Here is a 16709-nt window from a genome sequence, read left to right on the forward strand (position 1 = left end):
ACTTTAAGCAGGGCAACCGTTCATCACTACAATATGGTGAAGACAAATGGAGTTGGTCCTGGCGCAATCATTAAGCTAGTCAGAAGTGGCTTAGTTATTCCAAAAATTGAAGAAGTTATCAAACGAGCAGAGCCAGAATTACCTGAAAATTGTCCTAGTTGTGGTGCTCACCTTATTTGGGAAGGTGATCATTTAATATGCCCGAATAAGTCAGACTGTCCTGCCCAAACTGAGAATACACTGATTCATTTTTTTAAAACATTGGGTAATGTAGATGGCTTTGGGCCAAAGGTGATTGAAAAAATAACTAATCAAGGTATTAAGCACATCCATGAAATTTATCAGATTCCTAAGCATCAATTTGTCGAGTTTGGATTTGGAGATAAAACGTCACAGAATCTTATCGATCAACTCCAAGCAAGTAGACAGATTGAAATAGAGGATTGGAGGTTTCTTGCTGCATTTGGAGTTACCCGATTAGCTGGCGGAAACTGTGAAAGATTACTTCAGCATCATGCCATTGCTGAAGTTTTTGAAATATCGGTCGAGGACTTGGTTAAAATAGATGGGTTTGCACAATTAAGTGCAGAAGCTATTGTTGAAGGTCTAGCAAATGTGAAAGAAGAGTTTTTTAAAGTATATAACCTAGGTTTCAATTTAAGTATTACGTCCAAGGAGTCTGATAGGGAGCGTTCAGATTCTCCTATAGCTGGATCACTCATTGTATTTACTGGTTCGATGCAACAAGGTTCCCGTAGCGATATGGAAAAGCATGCGAAAGCACTTGGGGCTAACGTGGCTAAATCGGTTACTGGTAAAACTACCTATCTAGTAACTGGCGACAAGGTCGGTGAAACTAAGATTATTGCAGCTCGTGATAAAGGCGTTAAAGTATTGACTGAACAGGAATACCTTAAATTAATTGGGGAACTTTAGAAAGCGGCTCATTGCTAAAAGCCAGTCGCGAATAGGCATACGCTGGTGGACAACCAATAAACGAATTAAAAGCAGGAATTAACAAATGACAAGTTTACAACAACGTGCCGAACTTCAACGCCAAATATGGGCGATTGCCAACGATGTTCGAGGCTCAGTGGATGGCTGGGATTTTAAACAATATGTACTGGGTACGCTGTTCTACCGTTTTATCAGTGAAAACTTTGTCAACTACATCACTGGCGGTGATGAGAGCGTTAATTATGCGGCCATGTCTGACGATGATGAAAACATCAAGTTTGCTAAAGAAGATGCCATTAAAACCAAGGGCTATTTTCTTTACCCTAGCCAGTTGTTTAGCAATGTGGCGGCTAATGCACACAAAAACGAAAATTTAAATACGGATTTGGCCGCTATTTTTGCTGCAATCGAAAACTCAGCCAATGGCTACGATTCAGAAAAAGACATCAAAGGCTTGTTTGCGGATTTTGATACGACCAGTAATCGTCTGGGTAATACGGTTACTGCAAAAAACGATCGTTTAGCAAAGGTATTAAAACGAGTGTCGGAGCTTTCTTTTGGTAATTTTGAAGACAACCAAATTGATTTATTTGGTGATGCTTACGAGTTCCTGATTTCAAACTATGCCGCCAATGCGGGTAAATCCGGTGGCGAATTTTTCACGCCGCAGCACGTTTCAAAATTGATCGCGCAGCTGGCTATGCACGGCCAAACCAGTGTGAATAAAATTTATGACCCTGCGGCGGGTTCAGGCTCGTTGCTGTTACAAGCCAAGAAACACTTCGATGAGCATATTATTGAAGATGGCTTTTTTGGTCAAGAGCTAAATCATACCACCTACAACTTGGCGCGTATGAACATGTTTTTGCATAACATTAACTACGACAAGTTTAATATTCAGTTGGGTGATACCTTAACCGAACCGCACTTTTTGGATGACAAACCCTTTGATGCCATTGTGTCTAACCCGCCTTATTCGGTGAAATGGATTGGTAGCGACGACCCAACCCTAATTAACGATGACCGTTTTGCGCCCGCAGGTGTGCTCGCACCCAAATCAAAAGCCGACTTTGCCTTTGTGCTGCATGCGCTCAGTTACCTATCAAGTAAAGGTCGTGCAGCCATTGTTTGCTTCCCCGGTATTTTTTACCGTGGAGGTGCTGAGCAAAAAATTCGCCAGTACCTAGTAGATAACAACTACGTTGAAACGGTGATTTCACTGGCACCTAACCTGTTCTTTGGCACCACCATTGCGGTGAATATTTTGGTGCTGTCTAAACACAAAACCGACACTACCACCCAGTTTATTGATGCAAGCGGTTTGTTTAAAAAAGAAACCAACAACAACGTACTGACTGAGCAGCACATTGAAGACATCATGGAAGTGTTTGCTAGCAAGGAAAACGTTGAGCATTTTGCTAAATCGGTTGATTTGGATGTTATCGCAAGCAATAGCTACAACCTTTCGGTAAGCAGTTATGTAGAAGCTAAAGACAATCGCGAGCTAGTTGACATTACAGAGCTTAATGCCGAACTTAAAACCACCGTTGCTAAAATTGATGCGCTTCGCAGTGACATTGACGCCATTGTTGCAGAGATTGAAGGTGAGGAGCTTGAGGCATGAGACAGTTGAACTATTTAGAGAAACTATTAGAAGGCGTGGGTACTGAATGGCAAGCTTTAAGTGATTTAGTAACATTACGCCGGGGGAGAGTTATGTCAAAAGGGTTCCTGTCTGAAAATACAGGAATATTCCCTGTTTATAGCTCTCAAACAGCAAATGATGGAATGATTGGCTCAATCGATACTTACGATTTTGATGGTGAATATATTAGTTGGACCACCGATGGAGCTAATGCGGGCACGATATTTTATCGTAAAGGTAAATTTTCAATTACAAATGTTTGTGGTCTCATGAAGATCATAGATGAAAACCTTTTAAACTATAAGTATTTGTATTATTGGTTGACAACTGAAGCTCAAAAGCACGTTTATTCAGGTATGGGTAATCCCAAGCTAATGAGCCATCAGGTTGAAAAAATTGTAGTTCCAATCCCATGCTCAGATAACCCAAAAAAATCGCTGGCAATACAAGCTGAAATAGTGCGCATTCTGGACGCATTTACCGCCATGACCGCAGAGCTGACCGCAGAGCTGACCGCCGAACTTAACATGCGTAAAAAACAATACAACTACTACCGCGACCAGTTGTTGAGTTTTGAAGAGGGTGACGTTGAGTGGAAGACGTTAGGTGACCTTGCAGAAAATCTGGACTCAAAGCGTAAGCCTATAACCAGTGGTCTGAGAGAAGCTGGCGAAATTCCATACTACGGTGCATCTGGTATCGTCGATTATGTCAAGGATTACATATTTGACGGTGATTACTTATTAGTCTCTGAGGATGGCGCAAATCTATTAGCCCGTAATACGCCTATAGCATTTAGTATTAGTGGTAAAACATGGGTAAACAATCATGCTCACGTGCTTAAATTTGAAACTTACGCGGAGAGAAAGTACGTTGAATACTATCTGAATAGTATCGACCTGACTCCTTACATTTCTGGAGCAGCCCAACCAAAGTTGAATAAGAAGAACTTGGAAAGTATAAATATTCCAAATCCAGCCCCTAAAGAAAAAGAACGCATTGTGGCTATCTTAGATAAATTTGATTCTTTGACCTGTTCAATTAAAGAAGGTCTGCCCCGCGAAATAGAACTCCGCCAAAAGCAATACGAGTATTATCGTGATCTGTTGTTGAGCTTCCCGAAATCTCATTCACATGAGGCAGCTTAATGAGTAAAACGCTAACGGAAATAGCAGAGTTGTTGCAAGCGTCCGATAAAAAGGTGCAGTTAATCTATGCCTTTAATGGCACAGGTAAAACACGATTGTCGCGTGAATTTAAACAACTCATTGCACCAAAAGACGATGGGCAGGATAAGCTTATTGATGCGGAGCAAGCGCCACTGTCGCGCCACAAGATTTTGTATTACAACGCGTTCACGGAAGACTTGTTTTACTGGGATAACGATTTAGATGCTGATGCAGAGCCGAAGTTAAAAATCCAACCCAATACGTTTACCGATTGGATATTAAAAGTGCAAGGTCAAGAACCTAATATCACCAGGTTGTTTCAGCGTTATAGCAACGAGAAGCTGACGCCTCATTTTAATGAAGACTTTACTCAAGTAACGTTTTCATTTGAGCGAGGAAATGCGGAAAGAGCACAGCATGTAAAAATATCTAAGGGCGAAGAAAGTAATTTTGTCTGGAGTATTTTTCATGGGCTTCTAGAGCAAGTTGTTAGAGTCATGAATAATCCTGATGAAGAGGATGTTGAGAGCTTCAATCAGCTAGAATATGTGTTCATTGATGACCCCGTCAGCTCATTAGATGAAAACCATTTAATTGAACTTGCAGTTAATTTGGCGGAACTAATCAAGTTAAGCAAATCTGAGAGGCTTAAATTTATCATATCGTCACATAATCCGCTATTTTACAATGTGTTGCACAATGAGCTTAATGCGAAAATCTGTTACTTGTTGCAACGTTTTGAAGACGGAACCTTTGATTTAAAAGAAAAAAAAGGTGGCGCGAATACCAGTTTTTCTTATCACTTGTATATCAAGCAATTGATTGAACAAGCTATCACGAACAATGAAATACAGCGTTTTCACTTCAATTTACTGCGCAACCTTTATGAGAAAGTCGCAGCATTTTTGGGGTACGCAGACTGGACAGCGCTATTACCCGAAAGCCGTGAGCTATACGCCAAACGAGTGATGCACTTTTATAGTCATCGTTCATTATCAAACGAAGAAGTTGCAGAACCTACCGAACCTGAGAAGCAGATTGTTAAATTTCTACTTGAACATCTATTAAATAATTATGGTTTTAAACTGCAAGGAGCACAGAATGACTAGCACAACAAAGCCGATTGCAGAATCAAATAATTTTATTGTCTTAGACAAATACACAAAGCAAACGCAGATAAGTGAAAGTTACCAGAGCGAAGGTGATTTAGAACGTGAGCTGATTCAGGACCTAAGTAACCAGGGCTATGAATATTTACCTGCTCTGACGACACCCGATGCCATGATGGCTAATGTGCGCAAGCAGCTTCAAGCCCTCAATAAGGTCGAGTTTACTGATGGTGAGTGGGCTCGCTTTTGCGAGCAATACCTGAGCACACCCAGCGACAATATTCTCGACAAAACCCGCAAGGTGCACAGTGACTATATCTTCGATTTTGTCTTCGATGATGGCCATATAGAAAATATCTACCTATTCGACAAGAAGACCATTGCTCGTAACAAAGTACAGGTCATTAAGCAGTTTGAACAAACGGGAAGTCATGCTAACCGTTATGATGTGACGATTTTGGTCAATGGTTTGCCTTTGGTGCAAATTGAACTAAAAAAGCGTGGTATGGCTATCCGTGAGGCGTTTAACCAAATACATCGCTACAGCAAAGAAAGTTTTAATGCAGAGAACTCGTTGTACAAGTTCTTGCAGCTGTTTGTGATCTCTAATGGCACCGACACGCGCTATTTTGCCAATACCACGAAGCGAGACAAAAACAGCTTCGATTTCACGATGAACTGGGCGAAGTCAGACAATACGCTGATCAAAGATTTAAAAGACTTTACCGCCACTTTTTTTCAGAAAGAGACGCTACTTGAAGTGATCTTGCGTTACTCGGTGTTTGACGTCAGCAATACTTTGCTGGTAATGCGCCCCTACCAGATTGCCGCTACAGAGCGCATTTTATGGAAGATAAAGAGCGCATTTAACGCTAAGAATTGGAGCAACACCGAGAGCGGCGGTTATATTTGGCACACCACCGGTTCAGGAAAAACACTCACTAGCTTTAAAGCGGCACGTTTGGCCACCGATTTAGACTGTATCGATAAAGTCTTTTTTGTGGTGGACCGAAAAGACCTCGACTATCAGACGATGAAAGAGTATCAACGCTTCTCACCTGATAGTGTGAACGGTTCAGACAGTACTGCAGGGCTTAAGAGTAATCTGGATAAAGACGATAACAAGATTGTCGTCACCACAATCCAAAAGCTCAACAACTTAATTAAAAGCGAAAGCGATTTAGCTATCTACAACAAACAAGTGGTATTTATTTTTGATGAGTGTCATCGAAGCCAGTTCGGTGAAGCGCAGAAAAACCTGAAGAAGAAATTCAAAAAGTACTACCAGTTTGGCTTTACCGGTACGCCAATTTTCCCTGAAAACGCCTTGGGTGCTGAAACCACTGGCAGCGTGTTTGGCCAGCAGTTGCACACTTATGTGATCACTGATGCCATTCGTGATGAAAAAGTACTCAAGTTCAAAGTGGACTATAACGATGTTCGTCCGCAATTTAAGAGCATTGAGACTGAGCAGGATGAAAAGAAGCTTAGTGCCGCAGAGAACAAGAAAGCGTTCTTACATCCAATGCGCATTCGTGAAATCTCGCAGTATATTCTGAGCCATTTTAACCAGAAAACACATCGAGCCTATTCTGGCGCCAAAGGGTTTAACGCCATGTTTGCGGTCAGTAGTGTTGATGCGGCGAAAGCGTACTATGAAACATTTAAAATATTGCAGGCCGAGGCTGAGAATGGACCCACGAGTAAACCTCTACGCATTGCGACTATTTTCTCATTTGCTGCCAATGAAGAGCAGGACGCTATTGGTGATATTTTAGATGAGAGCTTTGAAGTTAGCGCGATGAACAGCAGCGCGAAAGAGTTTTTGAGCGCCGCGATTAGCGATTACAACGCCATGTTTAAATCTAACTATGGCGTGGACAGTAATGGCTTTCAGAACTACTACCGAGACCTTGCCCAGCGAGTGAAGAATCAAGAAGTTGATCTGCTTATCGTGGTCGGTATGTTTTTAACGGGCTTTGATGCGCCTACGCTTAATACCTTGTTTGTTGATAAAAATTTGCGTTATCACGGTTTGATGCAGGCGTTTTCTCGAACTAACCGCATTTATGATGCAACGAAGACCTTTGGCAATATTGTTACCTTCCGGGACTTAGAGCAGGCAACCATTGATGCCATCACCTTGTTTGGTGACAAAAACACCAAAAACGTGGTGTTGGAGAAGAGCTACAAAGAATACATGGAAGGTTTTAACGATATTGCTACCGGCCAGGCACGTCGAGGTTTTGTTGATATCGTAAAAGAGCTGCAAGAACGCTTTCCAAACCCAGAAAATATTGAAAAAGAACAAGATAAAAAAGAGTTTGCCAAACTGTTTGGTGAATACCTAAAGGCAGAAAATATTTTACAAAACTACGATGAGTTTGCTGGATTAAAAGCACTGCAAAGCTTAGATACCAGTGATGGACAAGCTGTTGAAGAGTTCAAGTCAAAGTACTATCTGGACGATGCTGACATCGAGGCAATGCAAACTATCGATATGCCGCGCGAACGTGCTATCCAAGATTATCGCTCTACTTACAATGATATCCGTGACTGGTTGCGACGCGATAAAGAAGGTCAGGACAAAGATAAGTCAACGGTAGACTGGGACGATGTGGTCTTTGAAATTGATTTGCTTAAATCTCAAGAAATAAACCTCGATTACATTCTTGAACTGATTTTTGATCACAATAAAAAGAACAAGAGCAAAGAAGGCTTGATTGAAGAAGTTCGTCGTATGATCCGCGGTAGCCTTGGTAATAGAGCGAAAGAGAGCTTAGTGGTTGATTTTATTAACCAGACAAACCTAGATGAGATCAATGACAAAGCCAGCATTATCGACGCTTTCTTCAAATTCGCCCAGGTGGAGCAGAAGCGCGAAGCCGATGCCATTATTGCCTCTGAAAAGCTCAATATCGATGCTGCCAAACGCTATATTGCGTCATCACTCAAGCGTGAGTACGCCTCTGAAAATGGCACTGCTCTTAATGAAGCGCTGCCCAAACTCAGCCCCTTGAATCCGCAGTACCGAACCCAGAAGCAAACGGTTTTTCAGAAAATCGCCGCTTTTGTTGAAAAATTCAAAGGTGTGGGTGGGCAGATATAGAATCTCTTGAGGGAATAGATCAATGGAGGATGCGGTTTGCTAAGAGTTATTTCACTTTAAAATCAGCCACTCTTTAAGAGTGGCTTCCACATCAGAAGAGCTGTTCTTTCTCATCCAATCACCAGTAATTTCAAATTTAAAAGCGTTATGAATTATTCTGTCTAGAATTGCATCGGCTAATGTAGGATCCAACATGAGTGTTTATACTTTCTGCAGCGAAAATATGTAATTTCAAATTAATTCATGGTTTTTTGCTCCTTAATACCTAATTTCACAGCAATTTTATGGCTTTCACCACGCTGTGGAACTTTATTATTTTTAAAAATTCGATAAACCAGATCTGGAGAGAAATTGTTATCTCTTGCCCATGCCGATATCGTTGTTCCGGAATTTATAAAATCATCCCGAACTTGCTGTATTGATTTGACCATTTTTGATAAATTTTGAATAAATTAGATGAAAAAATATGGTTTTTTTTAATGTATTTCAAGTATTTTTTTTGATAAGTGTTTGTTTTATTTTAATAATTATTTAAATAATGATTTTGTTATATATTTTTAAAATCCTCTAGAAACTGTAGTTTTATTTCGTATTCTTTTTTCTTTAAATGGATTTTATTTTCTATTTCTATAATTTTTGATCTAAACTCTGGATACTTCGAGTTTAGTTCTGATATGTATTTATTTTTTCTAGATAGACCGTCTAACTGTATGATTAAATTTTCTTTTTCTATATTGAAAATATTTTCATAATCTTTATCTAGGTGTTTATAGCGCAATTTTTTAAGCTTTTCAGTTTCACTATATAAATATAATCTAGAATTATTTTCTGAATATTTAAACTCCAAAAAACCATGTTTAGCTAAAATCTTTAAACTAGAGTACATATACTGCCGATGTCGGGCATGATTCTTGATTTTTGATTGATCAAATTGAAGCCAAAATTTTTTAGCTTCCCAATTTTGAATTTCATTTTTGAGCATAACTTGCATGAAGTGATCAGCAAGAGGGAGATAGAAGTCGAACATAAGATTCTTTCAAATTACTAATAGTGAAGAGGATTATAGTCCGTGGATATATAGTCCTCAATTGGTGATATTTCTGTTTTTTGAACGATTAGATTCAAATGTCAGAATTATCTATTAAGATTGGACAATTAATCCGCAATCGACGCTTACAGCTAAAAATGACACAGGAATCTTTAGCTCTTCAGTGCGGTATAGATAGAAGCTATATGGGTAGAATTGAACGTGGTGAGGTGAATCTCACAGTTGAAAAAATTTATGAAATTGCTTCTGTTTTAAAGATTAGCCCTAAAGAATTACTGCCTTGTGATCAAATCACCTAATACATCTAGTAGATTTTGTTCTTGATGACGATTAATTATTCTTGCATTCATACCAAGTGAAATTGGTTTCTCAACATCTAGAACAGGATGATCTCCGATAAATAGCATTTCTTTCATATCACATTTGAAATGAGTTTCTATCATTGCATAAATTTGCTGTTCTGGTTTGATATGACCAACTTCGTAACTAAGAACAATTAAATCAAATAGATCAGGAATTAGCTTCTTGAGCTGTTCACCATAATATCTAGCTAAGTTAGAGCATAGCGCAAGCTTATAACCACGATTTTTTAAGTTTTGTAGTGTTGAAATCGTATCTTCATATAACTCAATTGTCTGTAAATCATCTCGAAGATCATCCTCGATTTCACTCCAAAGTGGCAATGGTATGATATAGCCAAATAATTCTGTCAATTGTTTTATATTCACATTATTAGACATAATAAATTTGGCATCATCAGGTTGTGGTGCTCTTCCATTCTCTTTTAGCCATCTCATGAGTTTACGATAAGGTGAACGGCCCGTTTTAATTTTAACTAGCGTGCCAAAAGCATCAAAAACAATGACTTTAGGAAGGTGATTCATCATTCTTACTATTGATACTAAACTTATAGTAGGTTTAGTCTAACCAAGGACTAAGAAAATGCAATTCTATTCATTTCATATTTCTAAAAAGATAAACTGGATAGTTTAAATATGCCAAAAAATATTGATTTAAAAGAAGAACGATAAAATGAGTTAAGTTAGCAAATGGGAGAAGATCTTAAAATATTGAGAGTCGTACCTGTGATTACTGGCGAAATTAAAATCAAAATTGACTAGATTTCGAATGCATTTTGAAAGGTTTATATTTCCAAACGGCTTTGTTGTATAAAGAGCTGAAAGATAGAATTCTCCTAATTAACTCAAATTTAGGATTCAACTTGGGAATAAGGTCGGCCTAATTCTGTAATTTTTTCAGCCATCCTTGTATATAGAAAATTCAACCTTATATATCAGTAAAATAATTTTATCTAAAGGATTCACTTAAAAATGCAAATAGAACACAAGGTTATTTTTTACCCGGTTGGGAATGGGGATACTAGCCAAATTATTCTGAATAATGGTCGAAGAATTCTGATGGATTACCGCCATCAAAAAAAAGGGGAAAATACTTCGGAACCTGTAATTGACCTTAAAACTAGATTAAAAAAAGAGTTAGACGATGCTGATAGAGATTATTTTGATGTCGTCGCCTTCACCCACGCTGACGATGATCATATTTGTGGATCTACTGAGTTTTTTGAACTTGAATTTGCTACTAAATATCAAGGTAACGGGCGCATTAAAATCTCTGAGCTTTGGGTACCTGCAGCCATGTTATTAGAGAAAACTGATAATGATCACCGATCAGATGAATTTGTCATATTACGTCAGGAAGCAAGACATCGTTTACTTGAAGGTGAAGGTATACGCGTTTTTTCTAAACCATCTGAATTAACTGACTGGCTATCACCAAAATTAAAAGAGCGTGGAGAGAGTTCGAATGCACGCGATCATCTTTTCGTTGATGCAGGTACATTAGTTCCAACTTTTTCTTTATTCAAAGATGGAGTCGAATTTTTCTGCCATTCTCCATTTATAAAACACTGTGCTGGTGGAGATATAGTTCGAAATCAAGCGTCTTTGATCTTCAATATTCGCTTTAATGCAGATGATAATATTTATGACTATTTAGCAGTAGGTGATGCAGACTCATGTGATCTAGACGATATTGTAAGTATTACCAAGTATCATCAGAATGATGACCGTTTAGCATGGGATTTATTTAATATTCCTCATCATTGCAGCTATAAAGCGCTTAATGCCCAAGATAAAGGAGTTGATGAAACTGACCCAACTCCATTAGTCCAAGAATTATTAGAAATGGGAAAAGCTGATGCTTATTTAGTGAGTTCGAGTCACCCTATAAGAGATGATAAAGATAGTTATAGACAGGTACAACCTCCTCATATTCAAGCGTATAACACTTATAACAAGTACCTTAAAAAAATTAAAGGACGTAAATTTCTTGTAACAATGCAAGAACCTAATGAGCAGAAACCAGAACCTTTAACTTTTGAAGTTACTTCAGGTGGTATTTCGTTTATACGCACTACAAATATAGGAGCTCCATCTCTTATTACTTCAGTACCTCCTAGAGCAGGCAACGATGACACAAGAATATTTTGATCTAAACCGGGGAGTAGATATTCCTGATCGTACAGATTTGATGCTATCTAGGACTAAAGAATTATTAGAAGCTATTGATCGTAATAATGATTATAGCTGCATCAAATTAATGCGCTTTCCAATTGATGGGGAATTAACAGCAGAAGCTATTATTGTTGACGTAGAATGCGACGGTATTCCTCCTAGGAATACCGTCGGTTTGCAATATCGTGAACGTCTTGCTCTTCTTGTATCCAAAGATCCAGAAGAGTTAGTCCATGTTTTAGCAATGCGTAAAGATTTTCCTACCTTAATACACCAGAATCAGCGAGGAAAAGGCCAACCAGCAAGCTTGTGCTTATATTTTGAACCATCCATCTCGGTATTAAGGACTTGGACGCCTCAAAAATTTCTAAGAAGAATCCAATGGTGGTTTGAGAAAAGTTCAAAAAACGAACTACATCCAATAGATCAACCTGTTGAAAGTCTTTTTTTTCGGAGCAAATTTGAACTTATTCTTCCCTTTAATTTTAAAGAGTTAAAAGAAAAAAATTCAAATTTTACAATTACTCGTGGTTCTGTGCGTCAGGATGAAGGTTTTTCTTGTTTTTTACATACAGATAATCCAAAGGATCAAAATAATTCTAGATTTAGATATATACAATTAGAGCTGCCACCTGTTGTCCATGGTGTAATAGCAAATGATCCAAGCAATTTTGGGGAACTAGTCGACCTTTTATTAGATCGAGGTATTGATCTAATAAAAGAGTTAAAAATTGCCCTAGACAAACTAGTCACGGAGTCTGGCGCTACAGTACCTGACAATTACAAAGGGACACTCATCTTATTACAGATCCCTATATGTAGAGCTATCGATAGCCCCGTTGAAAAAGAACTCTATAGAGCTTTTCTGACGCCTATTGATATATTAGATTTAGGGGTGGAACTCGACCTATTAATCAAAATGGATCGTAAATATTATCGGAATACATTGCTTCTTACAGACAATCAAATACTTAATAATCGTTGGCGAACACATCTGTCAACGGCATTCTAAAATTGACCCCTTTTACCTTACAAATGGCAAAGTAAAATTGACCCCTTTGATCTCGTATTAAGTTTCAACCTGGGGCTGAATCCCTATTCTTTTTTTATCCTTCAAACGATAACTCTCACCCGATATTTGTACCACATGACAGTGATGCAATAACCGATCTAACATCGCAGCGGTCAACGTGACATCATCTGCAAAGGATTTGGACCACTGGCTAAAGGGTAAGTTACTCGTCAATATCGTACTGCCTTTTTCATAACGCTTGGCAATCACATTAAAGAACAGATTCGCTTCTTCACGTCCAAACGGTAAATAACCAATTTCATCGATAATCAGTAACTTTGGTCCCAGTACCGCACGTTGCATATAGGTTTTCAGTTTACCTTGCTGATAGGCTGTACTCAGTTGCAGCATTAAATCCGCTGCGGTAATGAACTTGATCTTAATGTTGTTCATGATGGCCTTATAGCCTAATGCCATAGATAAATGCGTTTTTCCTACTCCGCTAGCCCCCAGAAACACCACATTTTCTGCTCTAGCAATAAAGCTCAGATTGAACAGTTCAATCACCTGTGATTTAGGGGCCCCTAGGGCATAATTAAAATCATAGTCTTCCAGGGTTTTGACTTGAGGCAGGCCTGAGAGTTTCATCAGTACCTGCTGGCTGCGCTGTTGCCTGGCAGCATATTCATGCGTCAAGATCGCTTCAACAAAGTCGGCATAACTTCCATCCTGACCTAATGTTTGTTGTGCATGATGTGACCATTGTGATGCGATGGCAGGCAGATTGAGCTTTTGGCAAAGCTGCTCTATACGGTCGTATTGCAGATTCATCAGGAAACTCCCAGCAACTGGTCATATACCGATAAGGGATGCTGCAAACTCTCGTAGGGCATGACATGCTGTGCTGCTGCAACAGGTACAGTGCTGGAACCTGTATCTGATTGCGGTAATGGCGTAAATTTTTGCTGCTCCTGTTGCAGTCGAACAGCCGGTTTTTCTTGCGTGGTGGCATGAATCCGCTGATTGGCGGTTTCATGCAGCCACCGGCCAATGTGGGCATTGGCGACATCAACATCTAACAGTAAACCCGAAGTCTTCAGGCTTGCTTTCAATGGCACAATAAAGCTTGATTTGAGGTATCCATTAAAGCGTTCAACTTTGCCTTTGGTCTGTGCACGGTAGGGCTTACATACGCGAGGACGAAAGCTGTATTTCTTGGCGCAGTCGAGCAGTTTGGGATTCCATTTATGCTGCCCCTCCTGATAAGCATCCCGTTCAATCATGATCGTTTTAGCGTTATCAAACAGGATTTCCTGAGGTACTCCTGCAAAGAACTGAAATGCATTTTCTAGACCATCGATCCATGCATCGGTACGTTCATGATCATAAAATTTCACGAAAGTCGCTCTGGAATAGCCTAATGTTGCGACAAAGGCTTTTAAAGTCGTGTTGTTGCGTCGAATCGTGGTGAAATCCACCTGCATTTGTTGGCCAGGTTGGGTTTCAAAACGAATGATCGGTTCCGGTTTGGCAACTGGTTTTAATGTTGCAAGATATTCCCTCAAGATCCTGATCTTTCCTGGATATCCCAACCTTAAAATTTCCTGGTAGAGCACAACAGCAGGAATCCATTCAGGATGAGCTGCGTTTACACGTTGGAGTAAATAGGGTTTATATGGGTCAAGGATACTTATTCTAGGCTGTATACGCTGATACTGAGGTGTAGTGTTTTGCCGTAAATATTTACGTACGGTATTTCTGGACACCCCCAGTTCACGACTAATGGCTTTAATAGATTTACCTTGCTGATGAAGTATTTGGATTGTCACTGCTTGCTCCAAAGTTAACATGTTGAGCAGTCCAAAATGACCGCTATATTAACCAAGGGGGTCAGTTTTTAAATGCCATTAGGGGGTCATTTTTACACTGCCGCTAACACATCCATTAGATGCTATTGAAATTTTACAAGTAAATGACAATTCTGCAGCTCGAAAACAATCTGGTATCAGTTCAGAAGGAGCAACAGGAGTACTTATTGGAGCTGGCTCATTAGGTAGTGCACTTCTCAATTTATGGGGAAGAAGCGGTTGGGGTAAATGGACTGTCATTGATAAGGATCATATCAAGCCTCACAATCTCTCAAGACATACGGCTTATGTATCTCATATTGGAGAATCAAAAGCTAATGTCGTTACGGAACTTCATTCTCTAGCGGTTGATAATGCATCTATTTTTACAAGCGTAGTAGCTGATGCTACTGATCTTATAAAAAACTCTTCTTCAATCATACGCGATCCAGATATTGTAATCGATGCCTCAACTACTCTCGAATATCCCCGTGCAGCTAGTAATGATGATTCACTATCACGCCACATTTCAGTTTTTATAACTCCTAATGGTAATGGAGCTGTATTACTAGGCGAAGATATAGAAAGAAAAATTAAGCTCAGGACCCTAGAAGCCCAATACTATAGAGCTCTTATTCAAAATGACTTAGGTAGAGACCATCTAACTAATGCTATAGGAACTTTTTGGAGCGGTGCCGGATGCAGGGATATTTCTGTTGTATTACCTTACTCTAGAATTTTAAGACATGCTTGTACTGTGGCTGAACAAATTCAGCATCAAGCTACGCTTCCTACTGCTTTCATTAAAGTGTGGCAAACAGAGCCTGAAAGTGGTTCTACTTCTGCATATAATTTTCCAGTTTACGCAGAAAGAAATTTTATTTTAGATAATATAACCTTATTTATTGATGAAGGAGTTATAGAACTTCTTTCTGAGATGAGAAAACATTGCCTTCCAAATGAAACAGGTGGCGTTCTATTAGGTTATTATGATTTCAATATTAAAGCAGTTGTAATTGTCACAGCTCTACCAAGCCCTTCAGATAGTAAATCCACGCCAACATCTTTTGAACGTGGAACGGCCGGATTAGCTGAAAAAGTAAAGGAAATTTCAGCTAGGACAATGGGTATAGTGGGATATATTGGTGAATGGCATAGCCATCCTACTGGTCACTCAACCTCTATGAGTGGAGAGGATATTATTCAGTTAACACATCTTGCACAAGAAATGGCAGAAGAAGGACTACCTGCTATATCGCTTATTGTAGGTGATAATAATTTTCAAGTTTTTAAAGGAATAAGAAATTAATGACTAAGCCAAACAATATTGCTTTAGCTCTCTCAGGTGGTGGAATTAGAGCAATGGTATTCCATTTGGGGGTACTAAAATATTTATCTGAACAAAATAAGTTAGAGGAAATTAGTCATATCTCTACTGTATCGGGCGGGAGTTTAATAATCGGCTTATTATTAAAAGAAAATCAAATGCAATGGCCAACATCCTATCAATACACTGAACACCTGCTTCCTTCTTTGCGAAATAAATTATGTACTAGAAGTTTAATAGGAGGAATGGCAAGGCAACTTCTGAAGCCGCGAAATTGGTATTTTTTGTTATCAAGAGCCAATTTATTGGCATTTGCTTTAAAGGATGAATGGGAAATTGACAATAAACTCGTAGATATTCCTATTTTTCCTGAATGGTCAATAAATGGAACAACAGCCGAGACAGGTAAAAGATTTAGATTTAAGCAGAAAAACTTTGGAGATTATTTATTAGGATACGCATCCTCTAAAAATTTTCCATTAGCGAATGCCTTAGCCGTATCCGCAGGCTTTCCTGGTGGGATTGGTCCATTAGTTATTCAAGCTGAATCATATGAGTGGAAAAAAAGAAAAACATGGAACGAGCTAGAGGAAAACCAGTTAACCATTTCCCCTTTATATCCAAGGTTTCATGTTTACGATGGAGGTGTATATGATAATCTTGGGCTTGAACCTTTTTTTAATGCGGGTAGAGGTACTTTAAAAGAATCTCTCCCAAGTAAGACTCAGTTAATAGTATCGGATGCAAGTACCCCATTAGAAAAAGGTTTTTCTTTATCTAAAATTAATCCTTGGCGTCTAAAACGAATCACAGACATAATCTATGATCAGTCAAGAGCATTGCGTATCCGAGCTTTCGTAAATTATATTAAACAAGACGTAAATAGAGGTAAAGAGGTGGATCAGGAAATTTGAACAACACTTATAAGTGATATTTTGCTCCCCAAATGATG

General features: G+C 39.0%; 16 protein-coding genes and 1 pseudogene. 11 read left to right on the forward strand and 6 right to left on the reverse strand.

Going from position 1 to position 16709, the window contains the following annotated elements; all coding sequences use genetic code 11:
* From F991_RS06295 to F991_RS06315, 5 genes are all read left to right on the forward strand, one after another.
* Window positions 1–936, forward strand: a 936-nt coding sequence (locus F991_RS06295) for a helix-hairpin-helix domain-containing protein (protein WP_004669922.1), incomplete at its 5' end; no start/stop codon positions are given.
* An 85-nt stretch (window positions 937–1021) separates the two neighbouring features.
* On the forward strand, window positions 1022–2581 hold the full coding sequence (locus F991_RS06300) for a type I restriction-modification system subunit M (protein WP_004669923.1): 1560 nt from the start codon (window positions 1022–1024) through the stop codon (window positions 2579–2581).
* Window positions 2578–3750, forward strand: coding sequence for a restriction endonuclease subunit S (locus tag F991_RS06305; RefSeq protein WP_004669924.1), 1173 nt, complete (start codon window positions 2578–2580; stop codon window positions 3748–3750). The genes F991_RS06300 and F991_RS06305 overlap by 4 nt, the downstream gene beginning before the upstream one ends.
* Window positions 3750–4880, forward strand: a complete 1131-nt coding sequence (locus F991_RS06310) for an ATP-binding protein (protein WP_004669925.1) — start codon at window positions 3750–3752, stop codon at window positions 4878–4880. The genes F991_RS06305 and F991_RS06310 overlap by 1 nt, the downstream gene beginning before the upstream one ends.
* Window positions 4873–7989 (forward strand): HsdR family type I site-specific deoxyribonuclease, encoded by a 3117-nt coding sequence (locus F991_RS06315; RefSeq protein WP_004669926.1) that lies wholly within the window; start codon window positions 4873–4875, stop codon window positions 7987–7989. Before F991_RS06310 ends, F991_RS06315 begins: the two co-directional genes overlap by 8 nt.
* 51 nt (window positions 7990–8040) lie before the next feature.
* On the opposite strand, the gene F991_RS17820 is transcribed toward F991_RS06315, so the two are convergent.
* The 3 genes from F991_RS17820 to F991_RS06325 form a co-directional block, all read right to left on the reverse strand.
* The gene (locus F991_RS17820; protein WP_322740044.1) at window positions 8041–8184 is read right to left on the reverse strand and encodes an ATP-binding protein; all 144 of its coding nucleotides are present in this window, start codon (window positions 8182–8184) and stop codon (window positions 8041–8043) included.
* A gap of 41 nt (window positions 8185–8225) precedes the next feature.
* Window positions 8226–8420 (reverse strand): DNA-binding protein, encoded by a 195-nt coding sequence (locus F991_RS06320; protein WP_004669927.1) that lies wholly within the window; start codon window positions 8418–8420, stop codon window positions 8226–8228.
* A gap of 116 nt (window positions 8421–8536) precedes the next feature.
* Entirely contained in the window at window positions 8537–8980 is a 444-nt protein-coding gene (locus tag F991_RS06325; RefSeq protein ID WP_228127769.1) for a hypothetical protein, read from the reverse strand.
* Between the two features lie 134 nt (window positions 8981–9114).
* Between F991_RS06325 and F991_RS06330 the strand changes: the two genes are divergently transcribed.
* A complete protein-coding gene (locus tag F991_RS06330; protein WP_004669929.1) occupies window positions 9115–9336 on the forward strand; it encodes a helix-turn-helix domain-containing protein in 222 nt (73 codons plus the stop codon).
* On the opposite strand, the gene F991_RS06335 is transcribed toward F991_RS06330, so the two are convergent.
* Entirely contained in the window at window positions 9310–9921 is a 612-nt protein-coding gene (locus tag F991_RS06335) for an HAD family hydrolase (protein ID WP_004669930.1), read from the reverse strand. The two genes, F991_RS06330 and F991_RS06335, sit on opposite strands and share 27 nt — an antisense overlap.
* A 447-nt stretch (window positions 9922–10368) precedes the next feature.
* Between F991_RS06335 and F991_RS06340 the strand changes: the two genes are divergently transcribed.
* On the forward strand, window positions 10369–11547 hold the full coding sequence (locus F991_RS06340; protein WP_004669931.1) for a hypothetical protein: 1179 nt from the start codon (window positions 10369–10371) through the stop codon (window positions 11545–11547).
* Complete coding sequence (locus tag F991_RS06345) at window positions 11528–12583, forward strand: hypothetical protein (RefSeq protein ID WP_004669932.1); 1056 nt, start codon at window positions 11528–11530, stop codon at window positions 12581–12583. Before F991_RS06340 ends, F991_RS06345 begins: the two co-directional genes overlap by 20 nt.
* 57 nt (window positions 12584–12640) lie before the next feature.
* Here the strand turns inward: F991_RS06345 and istB are convergent, their stop codons facing one another.
* Together istB and istA are read right to left on the reverse strand one after the other, a co-directional pair.
* Window positions 12641–13414, reverse strand: coding sequence for an IS21-like element ISAba8 family helper ATPase IstB (istB, locus tag F991_RS06350; RefSeq protein ID WP_001053379.1), 774 nt, complete (start codon window positions 13412–13414; stop codon window positions 12641–12643).
* Window positions 13414–14433 (reverse strand): IS21-like element ISAba8 family transposase, encoded by a 1020-nt coding sequence (istA, locus tag F991_RS06355; protein WP_004669933.1) that lies wholly within the window; start codon window positions 14431–14433, stop codon window positions 13414–13416. Before istA ends, istB begins: the two co-directional genes overlap by 1 nt.
* A 184-nt stretch (window positions 14434–14617) precedes the next feature.
* Here istA and F991_RS17950 point away from each other — a divergent pair.
* The 3 genes and pseudogenes from F991_RS17950 to F991_RS06365 all read left to right on the forward strand — a co-directional run.
* Window positions 14618–14890: pseudogene (locus tag F991_RS17950) on the forward strand (ThiF family adenylyltransferase); the annotation flags it as partial.
* A 297-nt stretch (window positions 14891–15187) separates the two neighbouring features.
* Entirely contained in the window at window positions 15188–15739 is a 552-nt protein-coding gene (locus F991_RS17830) for a Mov34/MPN/PAD-1 family protein (RefSeq protein WP_004669934.1), read from the forward strand.
* The gene (locus F991_RS06365) at window positions 15739–16671 is read left to right on the forward strand and encodes a patatin-like phospholipase family protein (protein ID WP_004669935.1); all 933 of its coding nucleotides are present in this window, start codon (window positions 15739–15741) and stop codon (window positions 16669–16671) included. The genes F991_RS17830 and F991_RS06365 overlap by 1 nt, the downstream gene beginning before the upstream one ends.
* Window positions 16672–16709 lie beyond the last annotated feature (38 nt).

The organism is Acinetobacter sp. CIP-A165, from assembly GCF_000367985.1.
GTDB lineage: Bacteria > Pseudomonadota > Gammaproteobacteria > Pseudomonadales > Moraxellaceae > Acinetobacter.

Coding starts and splice junctions, on each gene's coding strand:
- F991_RS06300 (WP_004669923.1), top strand. CDS start 1,022: ATGACAAGTTTACAACAACGTGCCGAACTTCAACGCCAAATATGGGCG.
- F991_RS06305 (WP_004669924.1), top strand. CDS start 2,578: ATGAGACAGTTGAACTATTTAGAGAAACTATTAGAAGGCGTGGGTACT.
- F991_RS06310 (WP_004669925.1), top strand. CDS start 3,750: ATGAGTAAAACGCTAACGGAAATAGCAGAGTTGTTGCAAGCGTCCGAT.
- F991_RS06315 (WP_004669926.1), top strand. CDS start 4,873: ATGACTAGCACAACAAAGCCGATTGCAGAATCAAATAATTTTATTGTC.
- F991_RS17820 (WP_322740044.1), bottom strand. CDS start 8,184: ATGTTGGATCCTACATTAGCCGATGCAATTCTAGACAGAATAATTCAT.
- F991_RS06320 (WP_004669927.1), bottom strand. CDS start 8,420: ATGGTCAAATCAATACAGCAAGTTCGGGATGATTTTATAAATTCCGGA.
- F991_RS06325 (WP_228127769.1), bottom strand. CDS start 8,980: ATGCAAGTTATGCTCAAAAATGAAATTCAAAATTGGGAAGCTAAAAAA.
- F991_RS06330 (WP_004669929.1), top strand. CDS start 9,115: ATGTCAGAATTATCTATTAAGATTGGACAATTAATCCGCAATCGACGC.
- F991_RS06335 (WP_004669930.1), bottom strand. CDS start 9,921: ATGAATCACCTTCCTAAAGTCATTGTTTTTGATGCTTTTGGCACGCTA.
- F991_RS06340 (WP_004669931.1), top strand. CDS start 10,369: ATGCAAATAGAACACAAGGTTATTTTTTACCCGGTTGGGAATGGGGAT.
- F991_RS06345 (WP_004669932.1), top strand. CDS start 11,528: ATGACACAAGAATATTTTGATCTAAACCGGGGAGTAGATATTCCTGAT.
- istB (WP_001053379.1), bottom strand. CDS start 13,414: ATGAATCTGCAATACGACCGTATAGAGCAGCTTTGCCAAAAGCTCAAT.
- istA (WP_004669933.1), bottom strand. CDS start 14,433: ATGTTAACTTTGGAGCAAGCAGTGACAATCCAAATACTTCATCAGCAA.
- F991_RS06365 (WP_004669935.1), top strand. CDS start 15,739: ATGACTAAGCCAAACAATATTGCTTTAGCTCTCTCAGGTGGTGGAATT.